Raw genomic sequence first — 24,527 nt, forward strand, 5'->3', positions numbered from 1 at the left:
GGATATTTTCACAGACTGATTTACTCTGCAAAGACGATCCAGAAATACTCAGACAACTGTTTAAAATCATTGTCCATAAACAGGTCGCCAACAGAACAGGACGCAAAGAGCCTCGGTGCAGAAAACGCAGAACAAAGACATATCCTCCACTAAAAAAAGCTCGAGGTTTATACAAAAATGCGGCTTAACTTAGTGCCATTAACTTATGCACTATGGCTAGGAGAGTAGGTGAGGCTAAATCTAACAAATAGGACGTAGGGGAAATAAATGAACAGATCAAAAACACATCATCCATGGCTTTATCTGATCTTGTCAGTATGTATTATTACCCCATTTGCGAATGATACTTATGTGCCAAGCCTTGTTGATATGGCGCATGTATTTAAAACCAATAATATCAGTCTGGTCATGACCGTTTTTATGGTTGGTTTAGGAGCCTCTCAGCTATTTTATGGTCCATTGTCTGATCGCTTTGGCCGTAAGCCAGTTTTGCTGTTTGGCCTTTTGATCTTTATGGTAGCAAGCGTTGTAATTGTGTTTGCAGATAGTTTTGCAATGCTTTTGTGGGGGCGGTTTTTCCAAGCGGTAGGCACATGTAGCACAATCGTCTCAGCCATGGCAATTGCACGAGATATTTATCCTGCAGATAAAATTGTCAAAATTATTTCGATGATTATGGCAATTATTGGTTTTTGTGCGGTTATTGCACCTTTTTGGGGAAGCTTTTTGCAAAGCTTATTGGGATGGCAAGGTCCATTTATATTCTTATTAGTGCTTGGCATTGGTTATTTTGTAATTATTACATTTATGTTTAAAGAGTCTCAGAAAAGCAGGAATTATCATGCGCTTAAGCCTGTGCAGTTGTACGGTAATTATCGACTGTTATTGCGTGTGAATGCTTATTGTGCCTATATTATTACCAGTGCTTGTTCATATGGCGCTTTATTTGCCTATGCTGCGGCAAGCAGTATTATAATTGTCGGTCAGTTTCATTATTCTGTTATTGCCTATGGTGCACTTTTCTCTATCAATTCAGTTGCCATTGTGTTGATGTCTATATTAGCACCTAAGTTGAATAAATATCTTAGCATTGACCGTTTGGTGTTGATAGGTGCCTTGTTGTTAAGCACTGGAAGCGCCATAACTTTGATAGTGAATCTGGTTTTAAATGCCAGTATCTGGAGCTTAGTGCTGCCAATGTGGGTTGCAACGCTAGGTGTTGCGATGATCAGGCCAACAGCAAGCTCAGGTGCTATGTCAACTGCACCTGTCGAGATTTCAGGATCGGCCGCGGCATTATTTAATTTTATGTCATTTATTGGTGGCGCCTTATCAACGTTTGTGATTGCTTGCCTTCAAGTGAATCCGGTTAATTTTTCACTGTTTATACTGCTATTAGGTATGATGGCATGCCTGGTAATAATCTATACTTTTGGGTTTAAACTGTCAGCTGATAAGGAACTTCAACAATAACACGCGCTTGGCCTTTTGTTTCCGTTTTACTGATATTTTTCAAACCCCATCGAAGCAGTGCTGTTTTTTGATTATGTAAGAGTGTATGCCAGAATCTGGTAGTCTCAGCTTTAGGCAGAACAAGTACACAAAGTCCACGTTCAGGTTCCTTTAAGTCTTTTCGGCGAATAAACTTGATTAAGGGCCTTGTTAGAGATTGGTATTGTGACTCCAAGGTCACAAGCTCCTCAGGAAAGTTAAGATCGGCCCATGCTTTTTGCAGGCGTTTTGTTTTTTCTGGATTAACGTTGACAACAACAGGAGTTACATCGGGTGAGATCTTGCGTGCGAAGTCAAGGGCAGCAATTGTGCCTTTATGAAGCTTGGAAATAGGCACGATAACCTTGGCAGCCGTGTGTTGCTGTAACGATGCCTCCATAAGCCCCATATCCGCACTCAAAGATAATTCTTGATCAGCCAGCGAGTAATGCTTTTGAATACGGTAAAAGGTGAGAATAAGAATCGGCAGTGCGACGATAATAATCCACGCGCCTTCATAAAATTTAGACTCAATCACCACGAGTACAGCAATAAAAGTACACAGGCATCCAAAGCTGTTAATTATTGCTTTTAACCACCATGTTCTAATATTACGTCGCTGTTGATACCACACGCGGACAAGACCAGCCTGACATAAGGTAAAAGCAAGAAAAACACCCAGAGAATATAAGGGAATCAGTGCAGATGTGTTAGCGTCAAAAATAACAATAAGCAAACAGGCAAAAATGGCTAATGCAATAATCCCATTACCAAAAGCAAGACGATCACCAAGGTTTTGTAATTGTCTTGGCAGAAAACCATCCTGGCTTATCATTGAAGCTAACAGTGGAAAGCCTGCAAATGAAGTATTCGCTGCAAGTAATAGAATCAAGCAGGTGACTGCTTGTAATAAATAATACAAAAAGCCATTGCCAAAAATATTGTGTCCAATTTGTGACAATAGACTTTGATCTGTTAAGGGTTGCAGCTGCAGTTTTTCTGCAAGAAATGAGATGCCTAAGAACATTGAAATCAAAAGGATAACAAGAATAATCAATGTTGTTGCGGCATTTTTCGCACGTGGTTTTTTAAATGCACGAACACCATTGGCAACAGCTTCAATCCCTGTCATTGCAGAGCATCCAGATGAGAATGCACGTAAAATTAAGGTTAGGGTTAAAACACCTGTAACAGGTTGCATTAAAGTATTAGCATGGCTGTAATCAACAGCATCAAGTGAGCCATTTAGATAATGATAAATACCGATGCCTACCATGCTTAATATAACGATGACAAAGGCGTAGGTTGGCCACATAAAAGCACTGGCAGATTCTTTTGTTCCTCGCAAGTTCATCCACATGATTAAAAGGATTGCTGTAATAGCCAGGAAAACAGCGTGCCCAGAAAGCATGGGTAGTGCTGAGGTGATCGCTAAGATTCCTGCAGAAACACTCACAGCGACGGTCAAAATATAATCAAGCATTAATGCGCCTGCGGCTAAAAGCCCCATAAAAGTCCCAAGATTCTCGCGCGCAACAACATACGCACCACCGCCTTCAGGGTAGGCGTCGATGGCTTGTTTATAAGAAATCCCAACAACAACAATCAAAATAGCAATAAAGATTGAAATGTGCATTGACATGGTTAATGCCGCAGCACCTGCTAAGACTAACACATTTAATATTTCACCTGTTGCATAGGCAACAGAAGATAAGGCATCAGAAGAAAAAACAGCCAAGGCATGTTTTTTTGAAAGTGTTTGTTCTTCTGCGTGTGCTTTAGGGATCGGATCCCCAAAGAAAAAGCGTCCAAGTTTCATATTGGTAATATAAAAGCTGTAATTAAGGTGTGATGGTTGGTGAAATTTACACTATTTTTGTTTTTTAAGCAAATACAACCAGAGTTTGCTTTTGCAGGTTAATATTCAATTTTTCCCTAATTTATAGTTGTTTTTTGTCAAGATCCGATTATTATGCCTAATTAAAATTGTTTATTACAAACACTGAGTATAAAAACGCTATGTTGCGAAAAATCATCAAAGCCTTAATTCCAAATAGAGGCGAAGTTTTTTTTGAGCTGTTTGTTAAGGCCGCTGAGAACGTGCATCAGACTTCGAATCTATTGGCAGATATTATTAATGCTAAAAACACGCACGACAGTGATGAACTTGTATCTCAACTACGTATGCAGCGCCAAAAGGCTGTTGATATTAACAAAGAAATAATTGTACAGCTAAACGAGCAATTTATTACACCAATTGATCGCGGTGATATCTTCCATCTTTCAGGTATTTTATTAAAGCTTACTAAGCGCATTATTAAGATTAATAAAAAGCTGCAATTATATGCTATTGGCGTTGAAATGGATGATTGCCTGCTTAGAAGTGTTGATACCTTGCAGCAGATCACAAAGTCGCTTTACCATTTAATGATTGCATTTAAAGATAAGGATGAGAAGAAAATCAAGCTTGAGAGCCAGAAAGCTTCTGAGCTTGATGAAAATGTTGTCGAAGATTTAGGGCATGCGCTAGAGAAGATTAAAGAAGCACAGTATGATACATTGACCGTGATTAAGTTAAAAGAAGTGTATAAGGCAATTGAATCTGCCGTGGATACAAGTGCGACACTATGTGACTCAGTCATGCGTATTTATGTAAAGGAAATCTAGTATGCTGATTGTTTTGGTTAGCATTATTGTTATTGCCTTATTCTTTGAGTTTATTAATGGATTTCATGATGTTGCTAACGTTGTTGCAACCCCCATTGCTTCAAAGTCTTTATCACCTTATCAAGCTATCACCTTAGCGGCAATTTTTAACTTTGTTGGCGCTTTTGTTGGTACGGCCGTTGCTACTACAATTAGTAAGGGCCTGGTTGATGCCAATGTAATTACACATTTAGTATTAATTGCTGCATTGATATCAGCGATTGGCTGGAATCTTTTAACCTGGTTTTTAGGTATTCCCTCAAGCTCATCACATGCACTGATTGGTTCACTTGTTGGTGCGGCGATTGCGGTTGGTAACTTTCAAAGTGTCCATTACAGTACCTTAATTGTAAAAATTATTGTGCCGATGGTGTTATCGCCCATTATGGCATTTTTCTTAGCACTTATTTTTGTGGTGATTTTATTTCGTCTGTTAAGCCGCTTTAAAAATCCGCGCAAATCGAATATGGCAATACGAGAAATGCAGGTGATTTCAAGTAGCTTATTGGCATTAAGCCATGGTTCAAATGATGCACAAAAAACGATGTCAATTATCACACTTGCACTTTTTAGTTTTGGTGTGGTAGGCACGGTTTCACACATTCCTGTCTGGGTGATTGCACTTTGTGCTTTGACAATGGCATTAGGAACCCTAACAGGTGGGATGCGTATCATTAAAACCTTAACAACACGTGTTGCAAAGCTTGGCCCTGCTAATAGCTTTTCTGCTGAGATGAGTTCAGGGCTTTTAATTCTTTGTGCCTCACATATTGGTTTACCAGTTAGTACAACCCAGGCTGCTTCAGGTGCAATTATGGGCGCAGGTTATCCAGAAAGTGGTGGTGTTAACTGGCGTGTGGTCAAATCAATGGTGATTGCATGGCTTTTAACCTTGCCATGCTGCATGATATTCAGCTTTATTATTTATAAGCTGTTATTTATCGTTTTTGGTGATTTAGGCGTTTCCATTAATATTTAATTATTTACCAATACAAAAGCTGCTGAAAATCTCACCTAACAAATCATCAGCGCTAAAGGCGCCAGTAATTGATGATAATGATTTTTGCGCAAGATTAAGCTCTTCTGCAAGCAACTCCCCTGTTTTATTTTCCAAATGCTGGTGTGCTGTGTCTAAGTGTGCCTGTGCTGTTTTTAGTGCATTGATATGTCGCTTTCTTGCGGTAAATAAACTCTCACTGGTTTGTTGATATCCAATGGCTTTGAGTAAATGATTACGTAGCTGATTAATCCCGATATCTTTTTTGGCTGAAATATACAGATGATTATCATGGTTTTGATGGGTGTTTTGTGGATCTAAATCAATTTTATTATAGATATAGGTAATGGGGATATGAGGTGGAATGTCTTTGAAAAATTTTGGTGCTAACTGCATAATATCTTGATCTTTGGTGTCTTTGATATCTGCAACCAATAAAATATGATCAGCCTTTTGGATTGCCTGTAATGCACGTTTAACCCCTTCGGTTTCAATAATATCCTTACTTTCCCTTAAACCAGCAGTATCAATGATATGCACAGGGATACCATTTAATTGAATATATTCACGCAGCGTATCTCTTGTTGTCCCTTCAATATCAGTGACAATTGCGCTTTCCTTTCCGGCAAGTGCATTAAGCAGGCTTGATTTACCGGCATTGGGTTTCCCAGCAATAACGATTTCAACGCCTTCACGCAAAAGCGCACCTTGTTGTGAAGCCTGTAGTGTCAGATTCAGGCTTTCTGTCACACTTTGAAGCTTGGTTTTAATGGCGTTATCTGCTAAAAAATCAATCTCTTCTTCAGGGAAGTCAATTGCCGCTTCTACATGAACACGCAGTTGAATTAGTTGCGCAACTAACTGGTCTATTTTATTTGAAAACTGCCCTTGCAATGAGCGAGTCGCGCATTTTGCAGCCTGCTGTGATGAAGCATCGATAAGATCTGCAATTGACTCAGCCTGAGCAAGGTCGATTTTATCATTTAAATAAGCACGTTGGGTAAACTCTCCAGGGTTTGCCATACGTGCGCCATGATCGATAACGCTCTGTAATATCATATTTAAAATAACAGGGCCGCCATGTGCCTGCAATTCAATAATATCCTCGCCAGTGTATGAGTGTGGTGCCTTAAAATACAGTGCAATCCCTTGATCTAATATCTCATTTTTTTGATCAAAAAAAGGTAAAAAATGCGCAAATCGTGGTTTTAATTTGCTGTGAGTGATTTTCTGTCCAATGGTGTAGGCACCTTTACCTGAAATACGCACAATTCCAACACCACCACGCCCAGAAGCGGTGGCAATTGCTGCAATGGTATCCTGATGATATAGCATAACAAGTGTCATTTATTTTTTTATGCAGTATATACTGCCGATAAATCATTTTACAGCTTTTTGCTTTTATCTTATTGATATCAATGTGATTTAATAATACAGTATTACTTTATGGCAAATAATTTGAGGCAAACGATGAAAAAAGTAATTGTGGTTGGGGCTACAGGTGTGATTGGTGAAGCGATTGTGAAAAAATTGCAGCAGCATGGGTTTGATGTCGTGCCGGTTTCTCGAAGTAGTGGCATATCTGTTGATATTGAAGATGTTAAATCAATTCGTCAAATGTATGAGAAAGTGGGCAGCTTTGATGCGTTAGTGGCGGCAACAGGAAAAACGCCTTTCAAGCAAATCGACTCGCTTACTTACGATGATTGGCTGGCAGGGGTGAGCAATAAACTATTAGGACAAATACATCTGGTTCAAGAAGGACAAAAGTACATTAGTGATAATGGATCATTCACATTGACAAGTGGCATTTTAAACAAAGAACCTGTTCCAATGTCTACTGTAGCTTCGGTGGCTAATGCTGGACTTGAAGGGTATGTGAAAGTAGCAAGTCTTGCATTGCGCAATAAAGCCCGTGTTAACGTGGTAAGTCCGACAGTTGTGACCGAAGCATTAGCGCGTTATGGTGCTTTTTTCCCAGGTTTTGAGCCTGTTGATGTTGATAAGGTTGCCAATGCCTATTTAAAATCTATCGCAGGGATGGCAACAGGTGAGGTTTATGAAGTAGGTTATTAAAATCTATTGCAATTGACTTTCTTTTTGCTGTAAGTGCTTTTTTAGCTCACGTCGTACTATTTTATTTGATGCTGTTTTAGGCAGCTTATCGACGATGATCAACTGATTGATTTTAAATAGTGGATTAAGCTTGGTTTTAATTGCTTGTTGGATATCAGCTTGCAGTTTATCAATATCTGGTATTTTTTCTTGCAGTACGATAAAAAGAACTAATTGGCTTATACCTGTTTCTTCTTCATGGGCAATAGCTGCAGACTCATCAACGGCTTTTATATTGTTTACAACGCGCTCGATTTCAGCTGAGCTGACTTTGATCCCACCTAAATTCATGGTGTCATCAATCCGCCCTAATGAAAGATAATAGCCGTTTTCTAAGCGATGGATTTGATCACCATGGCGGCGAAGCCTTTGACCTTTATAAGTTGGCATCCCTTCATAATAAACTTTATGATGATCTGCATTAAGCAGACTCTGACTTAAACCCAATGCTGGAGGAATCAAAGCAATCTCACCTGTAGCAGGTGTGCTTTCAATAACATGGCCATCTTGAGCCAGAAGGACAGCATCAATACCAAAACAGATTGTTGAAAATGTGCTGGGGACGTTATCTTGCAGTAAAGTTGTGCTAATATAAGCACCACCAATTTCTGTACCACCACAATATTCAATAACAGGCTTATATCCGGCTTGTGATGAAAGCCACAGCATATCTTGTGGGTTAGAAGCCTCGCCTGTGCTGGCAAAAAGATCAATATGCTGCCAGTTAATATTGTCAATAAGATGATTATTTTTCCAGGATTTAACCAGTGTTGGCACAACACCAAGTTTATTTGTTTTGCTTTGTGCGATGAATTTAATAAATCCCTGGCTTGTTGGCATGCCATCAAAAAGTGCGATGGTTGCCTTGTTTAAAAGTGCAGCAAACACAAGCCATGGCCCCATCATCCAACCAAGATTACTTGGCCATGCCCAGATATCCTTTTCATTTGTGTCCATATAAATTTTTGCATCACTTGCTGCTTTAAGTGCGGTGGTTTGATTCCAGGGGATAGCTTTGGGATCACCCGTTGTCCCAGATGAGAATAAAATATTAATAATTGCATTAGAAGGTTGAGCCACAGGGCTAAACACATCATTTGCCGTTGATAGCAGTTTTTCAAGGTTTAAAGCATTATGCTCGATTAGATTGGTTTTTGTCGTGAATAGACAGATAATATGTTCAAAACCTGTGGCTAGAATTTTCTTGCATAAAGGTAGCGTTTTTTCACCTCGGTGGATGGCATCTTGTGTGAATACAAGTTGCGTATTCGAAATTTTAAGCCTTTTTTTAATCTCGTTTTCTGCGAAGCTGTCGGCAATTGAAACAACCGTACATCCTGCTTTGATAATACCAAGGTAAATGGCAACTGCATAGGCATGCATTGGCATGATAATAGCAATTCGTGTACCAGGCTTTATTTTTTGCTGTTTTAAAATATTTGCAATTTTGTTACTAAGTCTGTCAAGTTCTTGATAGGACCATGTAGCAATTTTCTGTCTTTCATCAGAGAAAATAATAGCCGTTTTCTCTTTAGCTGCTAGTAGCGCGCATTGTGCAATATTAAAAGTGGCTGAAGGAAGCCATCTTGGTGTGTTTTCATGATCAGAAAAAGATAAGACCTTTGTTTCGGGGTTTAAAAAGGGCAAACCTAAGTCCTCAATAGCTTTTTGCCAGAATTGCTCACGATGCTTGCAGCTAAATTGGTGGAAGTCTTTAACACTGTAAAAGCCAAATTCAGACATTAAGCGTCCAAGGTAAGTTGTTTGCAAGCAATCCGCTTTTGGCTGCCAGATAGGGCGATGCACCTGGTTATGATAACACGTTTCATAAAGCTTTTTGTGAATAAAAAATGGAATCTTTGGGGTTAAAATCTTCTGACAGATAAACACCCATTTCCCAATTGCAGGAAGCTTGCTTGACAAGATGTTATCAAGAAGTATTTGTTTTTCTTGGTGAAGGTAAGATTGTATGTCTTTATCGATTGTTTGCATGATAGTTTCGTGTCCGTACATCACATGAGTGTTGTTATGCCATGAAAAATTAGAAAAATCAAATACAGTTGTGTACATTTTGCCTTTTGAAAAAATCTTACCTTATGTCGCTGTATTCATAATGAAAAATATTTGCTTCTGTGATAGTTTCTGTAGTTAACTTTTAAAATTGCAACTAAATTGCAGTTGAAAATGGATTGAATATTAAATAAATGCCACCTGAATGCGTGATAAGTATAGTATTGTAAATTTAATATTGTATGCGTTTAGGTACATGTTATAGAAGATAAAGGAGTAGATGAAATGAGTGTAATCAATCATAAAAACCCTGCCGGAACACGTGGGTTTAGCTTTTTAGAGTTTGTGAGTAATGACCCAAAAGGATTAGGTGCATTATTTCTAAAGTTGGGTTTTGTGCATATTGGCCAGCATAAAACAAAGGATATTGAGCTATGGCAGCAAAATAAGATTAGCTTTTTAATTAACAAAAGCACAGAAGGTTTTGCTAAAGACTTTATTGCACAGCACCAAGCAGGCGCATGTGGCATGGGTTTTGCTGTTGATGATGCGCAAAAGGCATTTAGGCATTGTTTAGATCAAGGTGGCACCCAAAAAGAAAGTTTTGCTGATGACTGGCATGATGATAGGATGCCGGTTTTATGTGGTATCTCTGATACAAAACTCTATTTAACTGAATATGACAGTATTATTGACAGCGATCTGTTTAATTTAATGCCTGATTGGCAAGAAAAAATGAAGCAATCTGAATCAGGACTTTTGTATATTGATCACTTAACACATAATGTTTATCGTGGCCATATGGATAAATGGGCGAAATTTTATGAAGATTTATTTAACTTCCGTCAAATCCGTTATTTTGATATTGAAGGAAAATTGACTGGATTATATAGTAGAGCGATGACAAGCCCTTGTTTAAATATCAAAATCCCCATCAATGAGTCAGCGGATGATAAATCACAAATTGAAGAGTTTTTAAAAGCCTATAATGGCGAAGGGATACAGCATATTGCGCTTGAGAGTAAAGATATTTATGAAACCGTTGAGAGTTTACGTGATGCCGGTGTGAAGTTTATGAAAACGCCTGATACCTATTACCGGAAAATTCATGAACGCCTACCTTATAACAAAGAACCTGTTGATCGTTTGCATAAAAATAATATTCTTATCGATGGTGCGCCGACAGAAGATGGAGGGTATTTACTGCAAATTTTCACCGACACGGTGATGGGGCCTGTGTTTTTTGAAATTATACAGCGAAAAGGTGATGATGGCTTTGGAGAAGGCAATTTCCAGGCGCTGTTTGATTCAATTGAGCAGGATCAGATTGAACGTGGTGTACTCTAGTTTGTAAGGGAAGATGATGATTTTATATGACTATTTTCGCTCTTCAGCTTCATATCGCGTGCGAATCGTCTTAAATTTAAAAAATATCACGTATCAAACTGTGCCGATACATCTTGTGAAAGATGGTGGGCAGCAATTTTCGCCAAAGTACCAGGTGATTAATCCACAAAAACGCGTTCCAGCCTTACAAGATGGTGATTTTATTGTTACACAATCCCTGGCGATTATCGATTATCTTGAGGATTGTTATCCTGCACCAAGTATCTATCCAAAAGATGTTAAGTGTAAGTCTCAGGTGAAATCAATGGCGCAGTTGATTTGCTGTGATATTCATCCATTAAATAATTTAGCGGTGTTAAATTACTTAACCGATATGTTTAAGGTTGATACAGATGAAAAAACCACATGGTATCAGCACTGGATTATTGAAGGTTTTACAGTTATAGAGCAACAGTTAAGGCAATCTGCAGGGCTTTTTTGTTTTGGCGATAAGGTGAGCCTGGCCGATGTGTGTTTAATACCACAAATCTATAATGCTAAGCGTTTTGATGTTGATATGGATCCTTTTCCAATTATGAATCGAATCTATCAGCACGCATTGCTGCAAGAGGCCTTTTTTAAAGCCTCACCAGAGCAAGTAGAGTTAGCAATGGCATAAAAAACAAGTGAAAGTGAAGGATTTTATTATGGATATAACGTATCAGGCAGGGTTTCATAATTATTTTGAAACCGAGGCAGTTGATGGTGCCTTGCCAAAAGATCGAAACTCACCACAAATGGCACCATTAGGGCTTTATGTGGAGCAAGTGAATAACAGCGCATTCACCGCGCCAAAATCACAGAATTTTAAAGTATGGCAATATCGAATTCGCCCATCTGTTTTACATTGTGGGCAAGCAGTAAGAATAGAGAACCATCTTATTCGTGATAAACATCACACAGATAAGGTTTATACACCACCAATACAAATGCGCTGGCACCCACGGGTTATTCCTGATGCCCCAACAGATGTGATTTCAAGCTTAACCACGATGGCGTATAACGATGTAGCCGCCATTCATTTATATGCAGCAAATCAATCAATGACGAACAGCTATTTTTATAATGCTGATGGGCAGTGGCTGTTTGTTTTAGAGCAAGGCGGTTTACGCTTTAAAACAGAAAGTGGTGTTATTGATGCAAAGCCTGGTGAGATTGTGGTGATTCCTCGTGGTATTCGCTATCAGGTGATTTTGTTAGATGAAACTGCACGAGGGTATATTTGTGAAGTTCAATCTTCGGACTTTTATTTACCAGAAAGAGGCCCCATAGGTGCTAATGGCTTAGCAGAGGAGCGTCATTTTTTAGCGCCAAGCGCTTATTTTGAAGATAAATCTGGTCAGTTCACACTCTATACCAAGTTTCAAGGCCAGCTTTGGCAGATGCCAATTAACTATTCCCCTTTGGATGTGGTTGCATGGCATGGCAATTTATATCCGTATAAATATGATTTACGCTTATTTACGCCGGTTAATGCCGTATTAAAGGATCACTCGGATCCAAGTATTTTCACTGTTCTATCGGCACCTTCAACAAGGCCTAGTGTTGCTGATTTGGATTTTGTGATTTTCCCACCGCGTTGGGTTGTTGCCGAAGATACTTTTCGACCCCCTTATTATCATCGAAATGTCATGAGCGAGTTTATGGGGTTGATCTTTGGTCAATATGATGCAAAACATGAAGGTTTTTCACCTGGTGGGGCAAGTCTGCATAATACAATGTCTGCACATGGACCGGATCAGGAATCATTTGAAAAAGCGAGTATAAGTGAGCTAAAACCTGATCGTTATAAAGGTAATATGGCATTTATGTTTGAATCAAATTCTAGCTGGCAGGTAACTGATTTTGCGCTGAATTCAGTATTAAGGCAAAAAGAGTATTTAAATTGCTGGCAAGGCTTAAAAGCAAATTTTAATACAGAAATATTAAATAGTTAACTAAGATAAAAAGAGAGATAAAATGATTAAGGCAAATAATCCCCAATTACAGTCTTTTATTACTGTTGATCGCAATAGCGACTTTCCCATTCAAAATTTACCTTTTGGCATTTTTTCGCGAAAAGGCAGTGCGCAAAGACACATTGGCGTTGCAATCGGTGATTATATATTGGATTTACGTGCTTGTTTTGATCATAATTTGATTTCAAAGCGTGATTATCCGGGCTTTGACCCATATGCAACAACACTTAACTCTTTAATGGCGCAAGGTAGATATAAAGTTCGCCAATTACGCGATCAAATCAGTGAGTTATTGCGTAAGGATAATCCAAAGTTACGTGATGATCATATATTACAGAAAAAAGTCATTATTGCCCAAGCAGAGGTTGATATGCATTTACCCATGCATATTGGTGGCTATACAGATTTCTATTCCTCAAAAGAGCATGCAGACAATGTTGGCCGAATGTTCAGGGATAAGGATAACCCGCTTTTACCTAACTGGTTGCATTTGCCTGTGGCTTATGATGGCCGTGCTGGTAGCGTTGTTGTAAGTGGAACAGCGATAAAACGACCCCTTGGGCAAACACGGCCTGATCCAGAAGCCCCACCTGTTTTTGGTGCAACAAAAGCGCTTGATGTTGAAGTGGAAATGGGTACAGTCATTGGTTTACCCTCAGAATATGGACATTCAATTGCTATCGAGCAGGCACCAGAGCATGTCTTTGGTATGGTCTTGGTGAATGACTGGAGTGCGCGGGATATTCAGAAGTGGGAATATGTGCCTTTAGGCCCATTTTTATCAAAGAACTTTGCAACCTCAATTTCGCCATGGGTAGTCACGTTAGATGCGCTTGAGCCTTTTCGAGTGGCATCACCAAAGCAAGAAACAGAAGTCCTGCCATATCTGGCACGAAAGGAGGATTGGGGGGTGGATATCCAGCTTGAATTAACGATTCAATCACCAAAAATGGCTAAAGACCAAGTCATCTCAACAACCAATTTTAAACATATGTATTGGGATATGATGCAGCAATTAGCACATCATAGTGTGAATGGCTGTCCGATGGCATCAGGAGACCTGCTTGCTTCAGGGACAATTAGCGGGGCTACCAAAGACAGTTTTGGCAGTTTGCTTGAGTTAACCGAAGGCGGGAAATCGCCGATTACACTAAGTGATGGCAGTAAGCGTGTCTTTTTAGAAGATGGTGATTTGGTCACGATTTCTGGGTTTTGCCAAAATAAAAACTATCGCATAGGTTTTGGCAAAGTCCAAGGACAGATTGTGTGCAATGATAACCAGCAAACACAAAAGCATTTGGATATTATTGATCGTGCTTGTGCGCAATAAGCGTTTATAAATGATTAAAAAAGGTGTGTGATGAAAAAGGAAAGCCAATATGTTTCAAAAAAGCCGGATGAAAATGGCTTTGTGAATTATACGCAAGTTGAGCATGAAACCTGGTCTTTATTAATGGAAAGGCAGATGAAAATTGTGCAGGATCGAGCCTGCCAAGAATACTTGGATGGGTTGGAAATTTTGAAGTTTCCAAAACATGAGATTCCTCAGATTCCAAATCTTAATGACAGACTAAGAAAGCAAACCGGATGGGAAGTTGCGCCAGTTCCAGCGCTGATTGGTTTTGATCGCTTTTTCTCATTGCTTGCAGAAAGAAAGTTTCCTTGTGCAACTTTTATTCGCCGCCAGGATGAATTAGCGTATTTGCAGGAGCCTGATATTTTCCATGAATTGTTTGGCCACTGCCCACTGTTAACGCATCCGCTTTATGCGGATTTTATGCAACATTATGGACAGCTTGGTGTGGGGCAAAGCCCAAAAATACAAAAGCTTTTGGCGAGGTTTTACTGGTTTACCGTTGAGTTTGGCCTTATTCAAACAAAAAATGGTTTAAAGTGTTATGGTGGTGGGCTATTGTCATCGATTGGTGAGACGGTTTATGCTTTGGAAAGCGATAAACCTGAACGTGTTAAATTTGACGTGATTGATATTCTTCGCACACCTTATCGTATCGATATCTATCAGCCTGTTTACTATGTGATTGACAGCTTTGATATGCTTTATAAAGCAGTAAATGACAAGTTTATTGATCAAATCATGTTAGCAAGCCAATTACCAGAATATACCCCCAAGTTTATGCCAGCTGAGCAAACAGAAAATTAATACAGGAGTAATATGAATGACTGAGTTAGTCGATAAAAAATGCCAGGTTTGTGAATATGGTGATTTTAAGCCATTTAATCTTGAAGAAGCCAAGCCCTACCTTCAAAAGGTGCCTGACTGGAAAATAAGTCATGATCATAAAAGAATCACGCGGGTTTTTGAATTTAAGGGATTCTATAAAACCATGGCATTTGTGAATGCCGTGGCATGGATTGCAAATCAAGAAGGCCACCACCCAGATATGGAGGTAGGTTATAATCGCTGTGTCGTGAATTTCAGCACACATGCAGTGGATGGCTTAACAGAAAATGATTTTATTTGTGCGGCAAAAGTAGATGCACTATTTAAATAGGTAACAAAAAATAACAAGGAATTAAAATGGATTTAACAGGTTTTCAAAATAATATTGTTGATAGGTTAAAGGAATTCTCAGCGCAAGAGCCAGAGATTATTTTTCAGTGGAAAGACAATAAGTCTTCTGCGCGTGGTTTTTTGGTGATTAACTCTCTAAGAGGAGGCGCTGCTGGAGGTGGTACACGTGTCCATGAAAATATCACATTGCAGGAAGTCACTGCATTGGCAAAAATAATGGAGATTAAGTTTGCATTGTCAGGTCCGGCAATAGGCGGGGCAAAAACCGGTGTCAAATTAGACCCAGCTCATCCTGAGAAATATGCAATATTATCGCGCTGGTATAAGGCAATTACCCCTGTTTTGAAAGAGTATTATGGCACAGGAAGCGATTTGAATACGGATATTCATCAAATTAATGCACTGCTTCAACGTATGGGCGTGAATAACTCTCAACAAGGCATTATTCACGCCATAACAAAGGGTAATGATAAGCTTAGCCAGCAAGCCTATGAAAATATGAGGCTTTTAGATGCCGATGTTGTTGTTGGTGATCAAATCGTTAAATTAGCAGAACTGGTCACAGGATTTGGTGTAGCGCGTGCGGTGACAGGCTTTTATGCACAAAAAGGCCAGACAGTTGAAGGCAAGCGAATTTTTTTACAAGGAGTTGGTAATGTTGGGGCTGCAGCAGCATATTACCTGCAACGTGCCGGTGGCGTGATTGTGGCAATGAGTGATCGTGATGCAGGTGTCATACGCCAAAGTGGATTTGACCAGCAAGAAATATCACAAGTACTTGCAGCAAGACGTGTGCTTAACGTCGTTTCAAATAACTTATCACATGATGAATTTCAGCATAAGCTTGTTAATACCCCTGTTGATGTTTTTGTGCCAGCAGCAGGATCCAACATTGTTTCAAAAGCGATGATAGATGCTTTGATTGAACAAGGACTTGAGCTTATCTGTTGTGGGGCAAATCATCCATTTATTGAGACAGAATACTGCTATGGGCTTTGTTCGCAATATATTGATAGTAAGATTGCCGTTATTCCAGATGTACTGGCGAATATGGGGATGGCGAGAACTTTCTATAAGCTTATGACAGCAGAAAAGGGCCAAGCTAGCAAGGAACTTATTTTTAAGGATATCGAAGATACGATTGATACCAGCGTTGAGAACGCCTATGCATTAAATAAGGGACGTCTGTTAACCGCATCGGTATATGATTTGGCATTATCAAGAATAGAAGATCCGTTGTATGGCTACCCCAGTACGACGAAGCATTATAATATCTAGGCGGCATTCCTTATTGCTTTAAATCTTCCTCGCTAATACTCGATGCTTTCTTCTCAATAGGCACGTATTTATAACGCTTTGGCATCGATGGTTCATCACTTCTTAAAGAGTAATGACCAGAAGAGTTAAGGATAAATTTGGCATTATAGTATACTTTGTTCTTAAAAATTCTAAGTTTGGAATTCCCAACATTATGCCACTCATAATAACACTCACCGCGCGCATCACAAGTCCTAACCTGATATTGCATGCTAAGAAGAATATATTTTTTATCGTTACTTGAAACCTGTGGCACTTCATAAACATAAAGTCCATCTTTAAACAGTGAAGAGTTTATCTCGATGTGATCGTGTTTTAGGACCTTATTGTTTGAACCATATTCTATAATATCAAGCCGTCCTTTAGGATGTTTTTTGCTTAGGATGTGATCTGGATCTCTGAAGAAAATATAATAGGCGAAATGATTTTTATTTTTCTGATCATAATAATTGCTATATTTTTGCCATACTGCATCTAATTTTTTGTTAAATAGGTTTTTGAGTTGTGTCAATGTGCCAGGAATATCAGAGGTATTTGCCACGACATCTTGAGGAGATACTCCTTCCATTAGCAGATACGCCTCTTCAATATAAAGGCTTTTTAGTCCTGCAATGGTCTCATCATAAATTTCAGTCAATGCTTTATTTTCTTTAATGGCACTTTCAAGACTAATATCGGTGATGGATGCATCAAGACTATTCACCAGGTTGTTATATTCATCAACAATATGTTGTGCCTGATAAGTCTTCGAAGCGCTACCAGCAGAAACATTCCTCATTAGCATGTCTGTAAAGCTGTTTCTGCTATAATCCCAAGTACTTTCCTCTGGCTTACCAGTGTTTTCAGGGCAAAACCCAGGTACATAATAATTGTTATCCTCACAGCGCTGTTGCATTAACATTTTACTGATGTCATCACCAGCTTGGTTTTTAACCCTTTCGATAGATGTATTATTTTCCTGTATGCCATTTAGCGCTTGTAATAGATGTGTAATGGTCCCCAATGAGGAATTTAACGCGGTTTCTTTTGTATCGACGTCTTCACTCAACAAGCTCTTAATATTGGTGTCAATGTCTGATAATTCTGTTGAGATTTTTTGAAGTGCTTTTTGGATGTTAGTATTGTTTGGTGTTTGGCCTTGAGTCAGAGCATTTATTAGCATGCCCAAAGTTCCAGCGATAGCCATGGGGTCGCCTGCCTTCATCGCAGAAAATGCGAGCAAGGTTGTTGGAATTATGCTACTCCAGTTTGCGTTGTTTAGTGTTTGGGATTTGTATTTTAATTTTCCTGGAATATAAATAAATTGTTGCCCTAGGGCAAAGTGCACTTGTTGCTGTGAAACATGATTATTATAAATGATCTTAACGGTTAATGTGTTGGCGTTGGCAAGTTTGTTTTCTGTTGTGTCAAAATAAAACTGATTACCTTGGTTGCTCTGTATATTTGACGTATTTAAAAGCTGGTGAGTTTTGGGATTTATGATTTCTATTTTCGCTCCATAAGGCGCACTGCCGGCAATATGAACAGGTTTAGGAGAGGTAGGACTTGCATATGCAGTCGCTGTTAAAGAGGTTGCTATTATAACTGAGGCTATCATAATTGAAGCTTTTTTAAGTATCATGTCTTTCCTTAAATAGTTTAGTATTGTACGGTTGTTAATGAGTAGCGGGAAGTCTAAAAAAGATTTATTAACAAAATATTAAGATTTTTATAAATTATTGTTAACATGGGCTTGCAAGGGTAATGTTAGCAATATGCCAGTAACTCTCTGATAGGTAAGCCACTGGTTTGACCAGTGAGACTTTTAAGGCTTGGCCTTTAGATTTAGTATAGGATGCTGTCATAATAACCTGTGGGCTTGGCGGTCACACAGGAGAAGTACAATTATGACAGCATCAGCTTATGAAAGTCTAAGCCATTCGAGATGGGACTGCAAATATCATGTGGTATTTGTGCCAAAATACAGAAAGAAAGTGCTTTACGGCAAGATTCGCAATTACCTTGGTCCGCTATTCCATGAGTTGTCGAATCAAAGAGGCAGTAAAATATTGGAGGGGCATATGGTTCAAGACCATGTGCACATGCTAATAAAAATACCACCAAAATACTCAGTTGCGGAAGTGATTGGGTATATCAAGGGTAAAAGTGCTATTGCAGTTGCGCGTCAATTTGGAGGAAGGCAGCGTAATTTCAATGGTGAGAGATTTTGGGCAAGAGGCTATGCTGTTTCGACAGTAGGCTTTGAAGAGGTTCAGATACGTGAGTACATCAGGAACCAAGAGCAAATTGACGGGCGAGGTTCAGAAAAACCTGGTAAGTTTTAATTCTTGGAATAACGTTTAATCTGGCAGCCCTTGGGGCTGCTAAAAACCGCCAAGCCTGCCGTTCTACGGGAGCGGTATGACTTCCGAAACTAGCCAAAGGTTTCTCAACTGCTTTGCCAATAAACACTGAGAAATGATTTACAAGTGTTATAGGTGATTTTTCATATTCCCCTTTTTTACAGATATGATATGATGAAATCGATTTAGTTAACCAGGGAATACTATGCAAACAAAAAAAATTGCGACGATCGATTTGGGCTCAAATAGCTTTCATATGCTGATTTCTGAGATTTCAGCAAATGGCGCTATTAAAGAGCTTTATCGTGGCAAAAGTAAGGTGCAGCTAAGACAAGGCCTTACAAAAGAGGCTGATTTGACAGCGCAAGCACAAAAGCGTGCCTTGGAATGCCTAAAAAACTTTGCATTATCAATTGCCCATTATGAAGTTGATGAAACAAAAGTTGTTGGGACTTATACCTTACGTAAGGCAAAGGATAAAATTGGTGATTTTCTGAAAAAAGCACGTGAGATATTAAATGCGGATATTGAAGTGGTATCAGGGGAAGAAGAAGCAAGATTGGTATATGTTGGTGCTACCGGTGTTGATAAAGTACATAAAAAACAAGCATTAATTATTGATATTGGTGGGGGGTCTACGGAGCTTGTCATCGGAAAAAGTAAGAATTTAAAAGCACTTGTTAGCTTAGAAATGGGCTGTGTTAGTCTACAAAATCAATTTTTTAATGATGGCTTATTAAGCCTGTCTAATATGGTTAATGCGATTGAATATGCAAGATCATTGGTAAAACCTGTGGCAAGTGAGTACATACAAAAAGGATGGGAGATGGCACTTGGTTCATCAGGCACCATTAGAAGTATTTCAGATATAGCATTAGCAAACAACTGGTCAGATGGCAGTATTACAAAAGATGTAATGGAAACACTTGCTGGGGCACTTTTAAGTAAAAAAGTTGTGGCCAATGTTCATTTTAATGGACTTCGCTCAGATAGAGAAGATATTTTAGCCGGTGGTTTTTGTGTGTTGTATGCGCTCATGGACGCATTAAGAGTAAAAAAACTTTTGAAATCTGATGGCGCATTAAGAGAGGGTATGTTGTATGAGCTTGTTAGTAAATACCGGCAGTAGATAATGAGCCTTGCACCTTTAGCTTATCGTGTCCGCCCACAAAACTTATCTGAATATATTGGCCAAAAGCATTTAGTTGGCGATGATAAAATTCTATCAAGAATGATCGCACACCATCAGGTGGTTTCCATGGTGTTATATGGGGATCCAGGTGTTGGCAAAACGACCTTGGCCAATTTGATTGCCAAAGCACTGGATTATCAATTTATCAGCCTTTCTGCCGTAACTGCAGGTACAAAGGAGATCAAAATGGCAGTTACAAATGCCAAAGCATATAATGGTGAAACACAAAAAGGAACGATCTTATTTTTAGATGAGATACACAGGTTTAATAAAACACAGCAGGATGCTTTATTACCACATGTTGAAAATGGCACACTGGTTTTAATTGGGGCAACAACGGAAAATCCATTTTTTGCCATTAATAATGCACTGTTATCACGCCTTACGGTATTAAGGCTTAAGCCATTGCAATATGAAGATATGGCAGTGTTAATCAATAATGCAATTCAAAAAGACAGCATCCTAAGCCAGGACCGTATTACGATAAGCGATGAAGTGCTAGAAAAAATTTACCACTTTTCAGCAGGCGATTGTCGTAAGGCTTTAAATCTACTTGAATCAATGATTTTTGTGTGTGATAAATCAGCAGATGGTTATTACCTGAATGCGCGTGTTTTACAAGCGGTGCTGGGTGAAAAAGCGCATTATATGGATAGAAAAGGAGATTATTTCTATGATCAGCTATCGGCCTTTCATAAATCCGTGCGTGGCTCAGACCCTGATGCCGCTATTTTCTGGCTTGCAAATATGATTGAAAGCGGGGCAGATCCCTTAGTGATTGCCAGACGCATGCTCTGTATTGCTTCAGAAGATATTGGCAATGCCGATCCGCGTGCGCTTTCTATAGCACTTGATGCCTGGCAGTCGTATGAGCGATTAGGTTTGCCAGAAGGAAGGCTTCCTTTGATACAAGCAGCAATTTATCTTGCTTGCGCGCCAAAGAGTAATGCTTCTTATATGGCATATAAGGCAGTGTTTAAGGATTTAAAGAATTATGCAAATGTGTCGGTACCATTGCATTTACGGAATGTGAAACCTGCCGGTGAGAAAACATCAGCAAAATATCAGTACCCACATGATTATCCCAATGCCTATGTTAAACAGCAATATTTACCTGAAGGTGTTCAAAAACAATATTATCACCCCACAGATCGTGGGCTTGAAGGGAAGATTCAGGAGAAGTTGAAGTATCTGAAGTTGTTAAAATAAACAGTTGTTTTGGGTGTTGACGGTAAGATCAAGTTATGCAAACAATAAAGAAGAAAAATAAATAACTACCTGTCACAAAAGAAATTTTATTCCTTTAAAACAGCATCAGGTTGGAGTGATTACGATGAGTGAACTGAATTCAGCCAGGCTTACCACCTTGGCCAATGCTATCGCTACACAGATTGAAAAGGCGCGTGCTCAGGTGCGCCAGGCAGTTAACACGGCTATGGTACAAAGTTACTGGGAAATTGGCCGATTGATTGTGGAAGATGAACAGCAAGGCCAGCAACGTGCTATATATGGCAAACAGCAACTTCAACAGTTATCTGAAGCACTTACAGAGCGTTTGGGAAAAGGCTTTGATGAACGAAACTTGCGCAATATGCGTGCTTTTTATCAGGCTTTTCCAATTCGGAACGCAGTGCGTACCGAATTGAGTTGGACGCACTACCGAACATTACTGCGCATCAATAACCCATCCGCCCGTGACTGGTATATTGAAGAGGCGATCAGCCAAAGCTGGAGTGCGCGAGCACTGGAGCGACAGGTCAGTACACTTTATTACGAACGCCTACTGGCAAGCCAAGATAAAACTCTGGTTGAACAGGAAGCCCAAACCAACACTCAGTCACTGGCAGAAACCGCCAAAGACTATCTGCGCGACCCCTATATTCTCGACTTTCTCAACCTGGAGGATAAAAGCTATCAGGAAAGCGAACTGGAACAGGCCATTATCAGCAACCTGCAACAGTTTTTATTGGAGCTTGGCAAAGGTTTTGCCTTTGTGGAGCGTCAACAGCGCATCCGTTTTGATGATGAAGACTTCTATATTGACCTAGTGTTTTACAATTTCAAGCTAAAGTGCTTCCTGTTGGTGGATTTAAAGCTGGGCAAGCTCAAACATCAAGATATCGGCCAAATGGACACCTATGTTCGCCTCTATGATGAGCAGTGCAAAGGCAGCGACGACAACCCCACCATTGGCCTGGTGCTGTGCAGTGAAAAAAGCGAAGCGGTGGTGAAATACTCGGTGCTGGCCGACCAAAAACAACTGTTTGCCGCCAAGTATCTGCCGTACCTGCCAACGGAAGAGGAATTGAAACGCGAGCTGGAGCGGGAGCGCGTACAAGCACTGGCGCAGATACAACAGAGGGAGCGGGGTGATGAGTAATCAGGTGGCTAGAGCTACTGATGAGATGCTTATGAGAAAATTAATATGACATTCAAAGCAAACTGGGAAAAAACCCACTCAAAAGTACATTTACCAGGTGAGCTGATGAGGAAAATGTTGGGAACCTATTATGTTCACGAAAACGAGATTAAAAGCATATCAATTATTGAAGGAGGTTGCGCCAATATTAATGTACTGGTGCATTTCAATAGCAGCTCCAAAGACCCAGTTATTTTGAGAATCTATTTGCGAGACAATAAGAGTGCTTACATAGAGCAAAAAGTATCTACACTTTTGTGTGGGGAACTACCTGTTCCAAGGTTTTATCATATTGCTGAAGCATTTGGATATGTTTTTGCGATCATGGAATATTTACCAGGGGCAACTTTGCGTGATCTTTTACTAAGTGATCAACAAATTGATATAAAAAAAGTTATGTTTAAGGTTGGGGAAGTGCTGGGGATTATCTCTAGTAGTAACTTTTCAAATTCTGGATTTTTCAACAAAAATCTTGAAATTAAAGAAAGCCTTTCCCGAGAGAGTTTGGTAGATTTCTGTGAGGGTGTTTTGACAGATGGCAAAGTTAAAGCAATAATACCTGTGACGCAGAGAGAACAAATTACAACTTTGTTTAACACGTATAAAAGGTTATTGCCAGATGGAACAGAAAAAAATTTAGTACATGCTGATTTTGATCCAGCCAATATCTTAGTTACAAAAAACAATGATGAAATAGACATTACTGGTATTATAGATTGGGAGTTCTCATTTTCAGGATCTTCACTTTGGGATGTTGCTAATATGCTAAGATATGCTTATCAAATGCCTAAAGCTTACCAGGATTCTTTTTTGAAGGGATTGTCGTCTACCGGTCATCAGCTGCCTGATTCTTGGCAAATTACAGTGAATTTATTGAATATTATGTCATTACTGGATTGTTTAAAACGCTCTGATGTTAACAGCAGACCTAATCAAACTAAAGATATAAAAATGTTGATTAGCCACATTCTATATGATTTAAAAAAATAGGAATTTCTTCGTGTGTGCCTTAAAAGGAAGGAGAATTAGAGTTTCTAGGAAGCTAACTTTTAAAATAACTTAATGTTCTATCAAAAATTTAACCGCTGCCGCAAAGCCTTGGCCATGGTGAAATGGATTCGTTTTAACTTCCCCTTTGTAAGCGTCTGGCCAGTTTTAGGGTTACGGACAGTGCGATTGGTTGATTTATGTGGTGTAAGGCTGCCAAATCCTCGGATTTCCAAACGGTTATTGTCAATAAGTGTATCTGTGATCATATCAGTGATAATCTGATTTATTTGCTCGGCGGCATCATAGTCGATCAGTGCATTTTCACTAAATTTTTGAACGAATTCTTTATAATTATACGTCTTGATCATGGTCAATCACGCGTCCTTTGTGGTGATGTTTCTCTTCAGTGTTTTGCTGGTTCATGTGTTTTTTTAAGCTCTGCTCAAGTTTTCGTTTTGTCAGCCATGCATAAATGAAAAAGCAAAGGACAACAAAAATCAGCACAGGCAGTAATAAAATGCTGATGATCAGTAAAAAGATAAATTGTATTGGATGTAAATTTCGCATTTAAAGCCTTTTTAAATAATACACTGACTTTAATCATACGTATTTGTATTAAATTTGGCGAGGTTTTTACGACAAAAGGTTTAAAAATGATCAATTATGCAGGTTTATGTTGAAATATAAAGGCAAAATGTAAGCGCTATGAAAAATTTACGCAGTCAGATGGATGGGCTCTTATTTTTGGTACACGGGCTTGTTGGAAGCCCACTTTGTTTGGTATTTAATGATGATTGTTTCTCAAATATCGGCATTAAAGTGTTTTCGTTGTTATTTATGTCGGAGATTATTTTTTGAATGTCATCATCAGATAATCCAAAACTATTTTTATTTTGCTCCATTTCTTTATAGCTCTTAATGACATTATTTGGGTCATTTAAGTATTTATAAGACAACATGTATGTTGATAGAGCATTTTGGGTCGTGCAATGATATTTTAGAAGGTCATTTACTAGCATTTTATCATCCAAGTTACCTTCTTTGTTTTTTCTCACACTACAGGACAGTAGC

Annotated in this window: 24 protein-coding genes; 17 read left to right on the forward strand and 7 right to left on the reverse strand. The window is 39.1% G+C overall.

Annotated elements, in window-relative coordinates; all coding sequences use genetic code 11:
* Both DNK84_RS14660 and DNK84_RS09775 read left to right on the forward strand, forming a co-directional pair.
* A partial coding sequence (locus DNK84_RS14660; RefSeq protein WP_407920619.1) for a hypothetical protein occupies window positions 1-188 on the forward strand: 188 nt, incomplete at its 5' end.
* A gap of 79 nt (window positions 189-267) precedes the next feature.
* A complete protein-coding gene (locus tag DNK84_RS09775) occupies window positions 268-1,473 on the forward strand; it encodes a multidrug effflux MFS transporter (protein ID WP_119344334.1) in 1,206 nt (401 codons plus the stop codon).
* Here the strand turns inward: DNK84_RS09775 and DNK84_RS09780 are convergent.
* Complete coding sequence (locus DNK84_RS09780) at window positions 1,439-3,310, reverse strand: APC family permease (RefSeq protein WP_119344335.1); 1,872 nt, start codon at window positions 3,308-3,310, stop codon at window positions 1,439-1,441. The two genes, DNK84_RS09775 and DNK84_RS09780, sit on opposite strands and share 35 nt — an antisense overlap.
* Before the next feature lie 200 nt (window positions 3,311-3,510).
* On the opposite strand from DNK84_RS09780, the gene DNK84_RS09785 reads away from it, so the two are divergent.
* On the forward strand, window positions 3,511-4,158 hold the full coding sequence (locus DNK84_RS09785) for a DUF47 domain-containing protein (RefSeq protein WP_119344336.1): 648 nt from the start codon (window positions 3,511-3,513) through the stop codon (window positions 4,156-4,158).
* Between the two features lies 1 nt (window position 4,159).
* Complete coding sequence (locus DNK84_RS09790) at window positions 4,160-5,176, forward strand: inorganic phosphate transporter (protein WP_119344337.1); 1,017 nt, start codon at window positions 4,160-4,162, stop codon at window positions 5,174-5,176.
* Here the strand turns inward: DNK84_RS09790 and mnmE are convergent, their stop codons facing one another.
* Window positions 5,177-6,529, reverse strand: coding sequence for a tRNA uridine-5-carboxymethylaminomethyl(34) synthesis GTPase MnmE (gene mnmE, locus DNK84_RS09795; protein ID WP_119344355.1), 1,353 nt, complete (start codon window positions 6,527-6,529; stop codon window positions 5,177-5,179). It lies immediately after the preceding gene.
* 135 nt (window positions 6,530-6,664) lie between these two features.
* On the opposite strand from mnmE, the gene DNK84_RS09800 reads away from it, so the two are divergent.
* The gene (locus DNK84_RS09800; protein WP_119344356.1) at window positions 6,665-7,270 is read left to right on the forward strand and encodes a short chain dehydrogenase; all 606 of its coding nucleotides are present in this window, start codon (window positions 6,665-6,667) and stop codon (window positions 7,268-7,270) included.
* 3 nt (window positions 7,271-7,273) lie between these two features.
* On the opposite strand, the gene DNK84_RS09805 is transcribed toward DNK84_RS09800, so the two are convergent.
* A complete protein-coding gene (locus DNK84_RS09805) occupies window positions 7,274-9,301 on the reverse strand; it encodes an AMP-binding protein (protein ID WP_162902363.1) in 2,028 nt (675 codons plus the stop codon).
* A gap of 303 nt (window positions 9,302-9,604) precedes the next feature.
* On the opposite strand from DNK84_RS09805, the gene hppD reads away from it, so the two are divergent.
* From hppD to DNK84_RS09840, 7 genes are read left to right on the forward strand one after another with little or no spacing between them, the layout of a single operon-like run.
* Complete coding sequence (hppD, locus tag DNK84_RS09810) at window positions 9,605-10,666, forward strand: 4-hydroxyphenylpyruvate dioxygenase (protein WP_119344339.1); 1,062 nt, start codon at window positions 9,605-9,607, stop codon at window positions 10,664-10,666.
* Between the two features lie 16 nt (window positions 10,667-10,682).
* Window positions 10,683-11,324, forward strand: a complete 642-nt coding sequence (maiA, locus tag DNK84_RS09815; RefSeq protein WP_119344340.1) for a maleylacetoacetate isomerase — start codon at window positions 10,683-10,685, stop codon at window positions 11,322-11,324.
* A gap of 28 nt (window positions 11,325-11,352) precedes the next feature.
* Window positions 11,353-12,642, forward strand: a complete 1,290-nt coding sequence (hmgA, locus tag DNK84_RS09820) for a homogentisate 1,2-dioxygenase (protein WP_119344341.1) — start codon at window positions 11,353-11,355, stop codon at window positions 12,640-12,642.
* 22 nt (window positions 12,643-12,664) lie between these two features.
* Complete coding sequence (fahA, locus tag DNK84_RS09825) at window positions 12,665-13,993, forward strand: fumarylacetoacetase (RefSeq protein ID WP_119344342.1); 1,329 nt, start codon at window positions 12,665-12,667, stop codon at window positions 13,991-13,993.
* Between the two features lie 30 nt (window positions 13,994-14,023).
* Window positions 14,024-14,824: a phenylalanine 4-monooxygenase gene (phhA, locus tag DNK84_RS09830; protein WP_119344343.1), complete on the forward strand. Its 801-nt coding sequence runs from the start codon at window positions 14,024-14,026 to the stop codon at window positions 14,822-14,824.
* 16 nt (window positions 14,825-14,840) lie between these two features.
* A complete protein-coding gene (locus tag DNK84_RS09835; RefSeq protein WP_119344344.1) occupies window positions 14,841-15,176 on the forward strand; it encodes a 4a-hydroxytetrahydrobiopterin dehydratase in 336 nt (111 codons plus the stop codon).
* 26 nt (window positions 15,177-15,202) lie between these two features.
* Window positions 15,203-16,474, forward strand: a complete 1,272-nt coding sequence (locus tag DNK84_RS09840; RefSeq protein ID WP_119344345.1) for a Glu/Leu/Phe/Val dehydrogenase dimerization domain-containing protein — start codon at window positions 15,203-15,205, stop codon at window positions 16,472-16,474.
* Between the two features lie 10 nt (window positions 16,475-16,484).
* Here DNK84_RS09840 and DNK84_RS09845 read toward each other — a convergent pair whose 3' ends face one another.
* Window positions 16,485-18,134 (reverse strand): hypothetical protein, encoded by a 1,650-nt coding sequence (locus tag DNK84_RS09845; RefSeq protein ID WP_119344346.1) that lies wholly within the window; start codon window positions 18,132-18,134, stop codon window positions 16,485-16,487.
* Window positions 18,135-18,399: 265 nt separating this feature from the next.
* Between DNK84_RS09845 and tnpA the strand changes: the two genes are divergently transcribed.
* The 5 genes from tnpA to DNK84_RS09870 all read left to right on the forward strand — a co-directional run bounded on the left by tnpA (window position 18,400) and on the right by DNK84_RS09870 (window position 23,456).
* Window positions 18,400-18,837 carry an IS200/IS605 family transposase gene (gene tnpA / locus DNK84_RS09850; RefSeq protein ID WP_119344347.1) on the forward strand — a complete coding sequence of 146 codons (438 nt, stop codon included), beginning with the start codon at window positions 18,400-18,402 and terminating at the stop codon, window positions 18,835-18,837.
* A gap of 223 nt (window positions 18,838-19,060) precedes the next feature.
* Entirely contained in the window at window positions 19,061-19,984 is a 924-nt protein-coding gene (locus DNK84_RS09855; protein ID WP_119344348.1) for a Ppx/GppA family phosphatase, read from the forward strand.
* Window positions 19,985-19,987: 3 nt separating this feature from the next.
* A complete protein-coding gene (locus DNK84_RS09860; protein ID WP_119344349.1) occupies window positions 19,988-21,256 on the forward strand; it encodes a replication-associated recombination protein A in 1,269 nt (422 codons plus the stop codon).
* A gap of 124 nt (window positions 21,257-21,380) precedes the next feature.
* Window positions 21,381-22,427, forward strand: a complete 1,047-nt coding sequence (locus tag DNK84_RS09865; RefSeq protein WP_119344350.1) for a PDDEXK nuclease domain-containing protein — start codon at window positions 21,381-21,383, stop codon at window positions 22,425-22,427.
* 45 nt (window positions 22,428-22,472) lie between these two features.
* A complete protein-coding gene (locus DNK84_RS09870; protein WP_119344351.1) occupies window positions 22,473-23,456 on the forward strand; it encodes a phosphotransferase family protein in 984 nt (327 codons plus the stop codon).
* A gap of 80 nt (window positions 23,457-23,536) precedes the next feature.
* On the opposite strand, the gene DNK84_RS09875 is transcribed toward DNK84_RS09870, so the two are convergent.
* From DNK84_RS09875 to DNK84_RS14665, 3 genes are all read right to left on the reverse strand, one after another.
* Window positions 23,537-23,824, reverse strand: a complete 288-nt coding sequence (locus tag DNK84_RS09875) for an HU family DNA-binding protein (protein WP_119344352.1) — start codon at window positions 23,822-23,824, stop codon at window positions 23,537-23,539.
* The gene (locus tag DNK84_RS09880) at window positions 23,808-24,023 is read right to left on the reverse strand and encodes a hypothetical protein (RefSeq protein ID WP_119344353.1); all 216 of its coding nucleotides are present in this window, start codon (window positions 24,021-24,023) and stop codon (window positions 23,808-23,810) included. The genes DNK84_RS09875 and DNK84_RS09880 overlap by 17 nt, the downstream gene beginning before the upstream one ends.
* A gap of 155 nt (window positions 24,024-24,178) precedes the next feature.
* Window positions 24,179-24,527, reverse strand: a 349-nt coding sequence (locus DNK84_RS14665) for a hypothetical protein (protein ID WP_208123299.1), incomplete at its 5' end; no start/stop codon positions are given.

It is taken from the genome of Facilibium subflavum, assembly GCF_003574485.1.
Classification (GTDB): Bacteria; Pseudomonadota; Gammaproteobacteria; order Francisellales; family Francisellaceae; genus Facilibium; species Facilibium subflavum.

What these genes read in the sequence shown, in the direction of transcription:
- DNK84_RS09775 (WP_119344334.1), top strand. Translation starts at nt 268, where the DNA reads ATGAACAGATCAAAAACACATCATCCATGGCTTTATCTGATCTTGTCA.
- DNK84_RS09780 (WP_119344335.1), bottom strand. Translation starts at nt 3,310, where the DNA reads ATGAAACTTGGACGCTTTTTCTTTGGGGATCCGATCCCTAAAGCACAC.
- DNK84_RS09785 (WP_119344336.1), top strand. Translation starts at nt 3,511, where the DNA reads ATGTTGCGAAAAATCATCAAAGCCTTAATTCCAAATAGAGGCGAAGTT.
- DNK84_RS09790 (WP_119344337.1), top strand. Translation starts at nt 4,160, where the DNA reads ATGCTGATTGTTTTGGTTAGCATTATTGTTATTGCCTTATTCTTTGAG.
- mnmE (WP_119344355.1), bottom strand. Translation starts at nt 6,529, where the DNA reads ATGCTATATCATCAGGATACCATTGCAGCAATTGCCACCGCTTCTGGG.
- DNK84_RS09800 (WP_119344356.1), top strand. Translation starts at nt 6,665, where the DNA reads ATGAAAAAAGTAATTGTGGTTGGGGCTACAGGTGTGATTGGTGAAGCG.
- DNK84_RS09805 (WP_162902363.1), bottom strand. Translation starts at nt 9,301, where the DNA reads ATGCAAACAATCGATAAAGACATACAATCTTACCTTCACCAAGAAAAA.
- hppD (WP_119344339.1), top strand. Translation starts at nt 9,605, where the DNA reads ATGAGTGTAATCAATCATAAAAACCCTGCCGGAACACGTGGGTTTAGC.
- maiA (WP_119344340.1), top strand. Translation starts at nt 10,683, where the DNA reads ATGATTTTATATGACTATTTTCGCTCTTCAGCTTCATATCGCGTGCGA.
- hmgA (WP_119344341.1), top strand. Translation starts at nt 11,353, where the DNA reads ATGGATATAACGTATCAGGCAGGGTTTCATAATTATTTTGAAACCGAG.
- fahA (WP_119344342.1), top strand. Translation starts at nt 12,665, where the DNA reads ATGATTAAGGCAAATAATCCCCAATTACAGTCTTTTATTACTGTTGAT.
- phhA (WP_119344343.1), top strand. Translation starts at nt 14,024, where the DNA reads ATGAAAAAGGAAAGCCAATATGTTTCAAAAAAGCCGGATGAAAATGGC.
- DNK84_RS09835 (WP_119344344.1), top strand. Translation starts at nt 14,841, where the DNA reads ATGACTGAGTTAGTCGATAAAAAATGCCAGGTTTGTGAATATGGTGAT.
- DNK84_RS09840 (WP_119344345.1), top strand. Translation starts at nt 15,203, where the DNA reads ATGGATTTAACAGGTTTTCAAAATAATATTGTTGATAGGTTAAAGGAA.
- DNK84_RS09845 (WP_119344346.1), bottom strand. Translation starts at nt 18,134, where the DNA reads ATGATACTTAAAAAAGCTTCAATTATGATAGCCTCAGTTATAATAGCA.
- tnpA (WP_119344347.1), top strand. Translation starts at nt 18,400, where the DNA reads ATGACAGCATCAGCTTATGAAAGTCTAAGCCATTCGAGATGGGACTGC.
- DNK84_RS09855 (WP_119344348.1), top strand. Translation starts at nt 19,061, where the DNA reads ATGCAAACAAAAAAAATTGCGACGATCGATTTGGGCTCAAATAGCTTT.
- DNK84_RS09860 (WP_119344349.1), top strand. Translation starts at nt 19,988, where the DNA reads ATGAGCCTTGCACCTTTAGCTTATCGTGTCCGCCCACAAAACTTATCT.
- DNK84_RS09865 (WP_119344350.1), top strand. Translation starts at nt 21,381, where the DNA reads ATGAGTGAACTGAATTCAGCCAGGCTTACCACCTTGGCCAATGCTATC.
- DNK84_RS09870 (WP_119344351.1), top strand. Translation starts at nt 22,473, where the DNA reads ATGACATTCAAAGCAAACTGGGAAAAAACCCACTCAAAAGTACATTTA.
- DNK84_RS09875 (WP_119344352.1), bottom strand. Translation starts at nt 23,824, where the DNA reads ATGATCAAGACGTATAATTATAAAGAATTCGTTCAAAAATTTAGTGAA.
- DNK84_RS09880 (WP_119344353.1), bottom strand. Translation starts at nt 24,023, where the DNA reads ATGCGAAATTTACATCCAATACAATTTATCTTTTTACTGATCATCAGC.